Source organism: Acidiplasma cupricumulans (assembly GCF_001402935.1).
Classification (GTDB): domain Archaea; phylum Thermoplasmatota; class Thermoplasmata; order Thermoplasmatales; family Thermoplasmataceae; genus Acidiplasma; species Acidiplasma aeolicum.
Genome location: NZ_LKBH01000045.1, coordinates 1 through 4406 on the forward strand (window position 1 = coordinate 1; position 4406 = coordinate 4406).

A 4406-nucleotide genomic window follows, 5' to 3' on the forward strand; every position below is an offset into this window, starting at 1 on the left:
AAAGTTTTTTGGTTTTGCCCATATTTCTTTATTCTGTATGGGCCCGACCGGATTTGATTAAAGTTTTAAGCTAATACTGTAATTTTAATCTTTAGATAGGAAAATTTTTAACTTACCGTATTATGTTATCAGTGAGGTTATTGAGATGACAAAGAAAATCAAATGCCCAAAGTGCGGAGAAATTTTCAATAAACCTACTTGGGGCTTGAAACCTATTGAGTACAAGGCCGGGATAAAAATGCCGGGCGGCCTTGTCGCTCTAGGCGCGATTATAACATGTCCCAAATGCGGTTTCGAAGGACCACTGAAGGAATTTGAACCTGTTGACGGGGAATGATTGTGAGTGGTGACTGACTTTGAATTGACCGTAATTGGCATAGTGATAGGCGTCATTGGAACGATACTTGCTATTATTGGAATACTCATCCAACTTCCTCCTGATAAACTTTAACTCTGCCTTATGGATGGAACCTTCGGAGATGTAGATCTAGTTAACAGCCAGCCCTTGGCATCTAGATTTTTCCATGTAGCAGTTAAAAATAATCATAAGAAAATGATCGCAAGGAATTGTTATGCTTATCTGATTAGCCTCAGAAATTCTCAGACCGCGGAAGAATTTGTCAAACAATCATCGGAATTAAAATGAAGAGGGTATCAAATACCTTTTGCGGATATTCTGCCCAAGACATATAGCAAATTTGATGCTTTTTGGGTGTTAAAAAATAAACCTGACACCTTAATGTTGAACGCGTTCTTGGATTCCACTCAACTTATCCCTCGTATCCAAGGACAAATCAGTCTAATCGCAGAATATTGGGTCGTGTCTGAGAACTTCAAAACAGTGAAAGGCTCTTTTCGGATAAATTTAGATAAGGATTTGAACAAGGTTTCAATCAGTCAAGTTTCAATCCCGCACTAAGCGAAGCGGTATTGTGTGTTCTTTGATATTTTCTTTAGCTCGTTATCGAGAATGTATTCCCTGCCGATTTTGCCGTTGAGCTCTACTTCCGCGCCTGCGAGGTCTATTGTGCTTGGAACTATGTCTAGGTCGTCTTTTCTTACGATTGTGCCTTCAGGCCCTCCATTTATCATGACATCGTATATTGTTGATTTAAGCGAGGATTTGTCTATGCAAAAATAGGTTGTGAGATTGTCCTGAGGATCCATGATAAACTGCTTCCATGGTGAGATATTAAGCCCTTTGATTCCGCTATGTCAAGTGCTGTTGAGAAATAAGCCCTCAAAACGTATGGTCTCATCTTTAATCCTGCCAGTTCTATTGCTTGTCTTATATCCCTTGTAACCAATGTTGTCCTTAAAAAATCATTTTTCCTGATGCATCTGGAATCAAATTGTAATAGTGGTGAATCATAGGTTAATTCCTCTCCGTTCTTCTTTCTTTCATCCAGATATTCCTTAATGTATGTTGCTCCTTCCCTGCCTATGAATGTAAAATACTGATGTCTTACCTTGCTTAATTTTTGTTTAACAACAACCATAGCCGGTATCTTATCAAATGTTATATCATCTGATATGTGCAGTTCCTTTATATCTCCCAGCCTCAATCTATCTGTGCCCTCGTAATTGCCTAAGCTTTCAGCGCTCAATCCTGAAAATGCCATTAGGGATATTGATACCTTTGCCCTTGATGTTGCCTTTCTCAATATCCTTGATAGTTCTTCTTTATTAGGCACTCTTTCGTTAACGATTGTTGGTGTCTCGTTTTCCCCTGATATGTTAACGGTTAACTGCAAGCCGATACCATTAAACTTCAGCCTTGATAGGATTACCTTCTTGAATCTCGCTATGTATGATTCTGCCTTGCCCTCTTTTTCGTGCTTTCTTACAAAATCTTTGAATTTATCCTTGAACTCCTTTTCATTGTTCCTTGCATTCTCTAGAATTTCCTTTAGGTTTGTATTATTGAGATAGCAGTAATACCCTAATCCTCGTAAATAAACAGTCGCACTTAAGACGGACTTTGCCTTTAAATTCTCAAACCATCTTTTTACATCGCCATCAAGAAGCAGTTCATTATGCTTCTGCTATATTGTCATAATAGCATAACGGCTGCTGGGATAGAAAGTATTCGATTAATAAATTAGGTGGGCCCGACCGGATTTGAACCGGTGACCACCGCCTTGTAAGGGCGGTATCATAACCACTAGACTACGAGCCCTGCATACCTTAATCAGTTTTCCATATAAAATTTTAACGTTGTATTGATAAATATATCATATTATTTTATAAAATAATTTATAACATAAAGATATAAATACTGGTGGCAGGTAAAATAAAGTTAAGAGGAATAATTATGCTGGATGGCAATGTTCTCCCAGATGCAAGAATATACATACACATTAAGGGCTATTCAAGGGCCCATGTTACACATGTTGATATTGAATCCCCAGAATTAAAAAAAATAATATTACCACATCATAGTGACTATCCTGAAATTTCATGGGATTCAGAAAGGGTGGACATACCGGTTAAGGGCCATTTAATAACAATAATAGATAAAACCCTTGGTAATTTAATAAGGCTTAATGGAAATATATATGTTGGCGGAAAGGGCAAGGGAATATTTTTAGGATTTCATAAGGAACAGATAAAAAAACTGGAGGAATATGGTGCATCAATAGGAATTAAATCAAAAAAATTAAAAAAATTAGAATAAACCTTTTTTATACTTCTGGTCAACCTCAAATGCGTCTATTTCCCATGTTGGTTTAAAAGATTTTGCTGTTTCCATTAAATGATCCAGTGAATCAACTGTCCATCTGCAAACTGCCTCGTTTTTCTTTTCAGCAAGGTACAATTCATTTAGTTTTAAACCTGCGGGGAGTTTTTTATCTTTTGCCATTTCCATAACCTTTGAGGCAAAACCCATTACATCATCCTTCTGCTCATCCTTCCATTTATGTATAACTACTACTTCTACCATAATTAAATATATCACAGGCATATATAAAGTTTAATTAAAATTTTTTTAAATATATTTACCATAAGATAAACTAATTATATAATAATTAATTTGCATTCCATGGCCAGGGTGCTTAGCATTAAAGAACTTGAAAATGAATATAAAAATAATGACCTTGATGGAATCTATCTAATAAAAATAAACAATATGACATATACAGGACTTATAAGAAACATATCAAACGGAACAATATTTATGGATCTCCCATTAAAATTTTCAAGAAATGATAATCCCATGTATACCCCCACTGTTATAGAGCCTGAAGAATTTAGGGAGTGCAAGGAGGTGCCGCTGGAGGGGCATATAAGGGCAGTTACAAAAAAGGATGGGATAATTGAGGGTGATATAATGGAGGTTTATAATAATAGAATCATTATAAAGGCAGATGAAATTAAAACTGTTTATTATCAGGATTTATACGATGTTGACTGATTACCTTTTTCATAATCTCCAGATTTTTTTAATTTTTTTTCATATTCTATTGCCGCCTCATATGTTTTGCTGGCGTTTTTCCAGTCCTTTTTAAAGATTTTTTTTACATCAGAAACCATAAAAAATTTTCTTGCCAGAATTCCAACCTCCCTGTTATGATTTAGGCTGGCCTTCGTAAAATTTTCCGAACCTATAAAAAATTCATTTCTGCCTATTATTAACTTGGCATGCATGTATAATTTTGATACAGGCATGTACCTGACCCTCACACCAGATTTTGAGAGCTTTTGAAGATTTTTAAGGTCTGTACTTGACACAGATGATGGTACTATAATGCTCAATTTTTTACCCTTCTCCCTGAACTCATTGAGAATGGCATCATCATCTCCTACCTCCTCACTTTCGATTAATATACGCCTCTCCCTTTTTAAGAAATTCAATATGGATTCCTGGGACCCGGGTGATATTATTAAATTCCTGCTTTTTATTCCTGCATCTGTGTTTTTCCAATCAGCCAGAAATAATTTTTTAAGGTCCCTGCTAATTTTTTTATTCTTTATTATGAGACCGTACTCACGGTTTTTTGTGAATGCTGCCTCGGTTAAATTTAACGTCCCTATGTTGCATTTCCCCCTTGTCACCATGTACTTTGCATGATCGAAAACATTGGGCCTTTCAAACCTTGGCGGTGCTATTTTAACCTTTGCCCCGGTATCCTTCAGTATCTTTATTTCATCGTGTGTTCCATCATCACCATTTATTCCATATGGACGGCCATCAACAATTATTCTTACATCAACACTCCGGGAGACTGCATTTTTTATCTCGTTTATTATGATTTGATCATCAACAAGATAATAATTAATGTAAAGATATTTGGAACTTTTTTTAATGAAATCAAGTATTTTAATGTATTTATCCTCAGGCTCCACATATAATTTGTAGGACATAATAGGACAACAAAAAATTGTTATATTAATTTTTCTAATTA

At 35.6% G+C, this 4406-nt stretch carries 7 protein-coding genes and 1 tRNA gene; 3 read left to right on the plus strand and 5 right to left on the minus strand.

Annotated features, from left to right (window positions below; all coding sequences use genetic code 11):
• Nucleotides 1-145: 145 nt before the first annotated feature.
• Nucleotides 146-337: a hypothetical protein gene (locus tag AOG55_RS01685; protein WP_054964087.1), complete on the plus strand. Its 192-nt coding sequence runs from the start codon at nt 146-148 to the stop codon at nt 335-337.
• A 578-nt stretch (nt 338-915) separates the two neighbouring features.
• Here AOG55_RS01685 and AOG55_RS09535 read toward each other — a convergent pair.
• The 3 genes from AOG55_RS09535 to AOG55_RS01705 all read right to left on the minus strand — a co-directional run bounded on the left by AOG55_RS09535 (nt 916) and on the right by AOG55_RS01705 (nt 2179).
• Nucleotides 916-1167: an AAA family ATPase gene (locus AOG55_RS09535; RefSeq protein WP_175266824.1), complete on the minus strand. Its 252-nt coding sequence runs from the start codon at nt 1165-1167 to the stop codon at nt 916-918.
• A complete protein-coding gene (locus AOG55_RS09540) occupies nt 1128-1754 on the minus strand; it encodes a site-specific integrase (protein WP_055040806.1) in 627 nt (208 codons plus the stop codon). The genes AOG55_RS09535 and AOG55_RS09540 overlap by 40 nt, the downstream gene beginning before the upstream one ends.
• 352 nt (nt 1755-2106) lie before the next feature.
• Nucleotides 2107-2179: transfer RNA gene (locus AOG55_RS01705), tRNA-Val, on the minus strand.
• Between the two features lie 102 nt (nt 2180-2281).
• Here AOG55_RS01705 and AOG55_RS01710 point away from each other — a divergent pair.
• The gene (locus AOG55_RS01710; RefSeq protein ID WP_055040807.1) at nt 2282-2677 is read left to right on the plus strand and encodes a hypothetical protein; all 396 of its coding nucleotides are present in this window, start codon (nt 2282-2284) and stop codon (nt 2675-2677) included.
• Here AOG55_RS01710 and AOG55_RS01715 read toward each other — a convergent pair.
• Nucleotides 2669-2944, minus strand: a complete 276-nt coding sequence (locus AOG55_RS01715; protein ID WP_048101351.1) for a hypothetical protein — start codon at nt 2942-2944, stop codon at nt 2669-2671. The genes AOG55_RS01710 and AOG55_RS01715 overlap by 9 nt on opposite strands.
• 99 nt (nt 2945-3043) lie before the next feature.
• Between AOG55_RS01715 and AOG55_RS01720 the strand changes: the two genes are divergently transcribed.
• Entirely contained in the window at nt 3044-3415 is a 372-nt protein-coding gene (locus AOG55_RS01720; RefSeq protein ID WP_055040808.1) for a hypothetical protein, read from the plus strand.
• On the opposite strand, the gene AOG55_RS01725 is transcribed toward AOG55_RS01720, so the two are convergent.
• Nucleotides 3391-4365 carry a phospholipase D-like domain-containing protein gene (locus AOG55_RS01725; RefSeq protein WP_055040809.1) on the minus strand — a complete coding sequence of 325 codons (975 nt, stop codon included), beginning with the start codon at nt 4363-4365 and terminating at the stop codon, nt 3391-3393. The two genes, AOG55_RS01720 and AOG55_RS01725, sit on opposite strands and share 25 nt — an antisense overlap.
• Between the last annotated feature and the right edge of the window lie 41 nt (nt 4366-4406).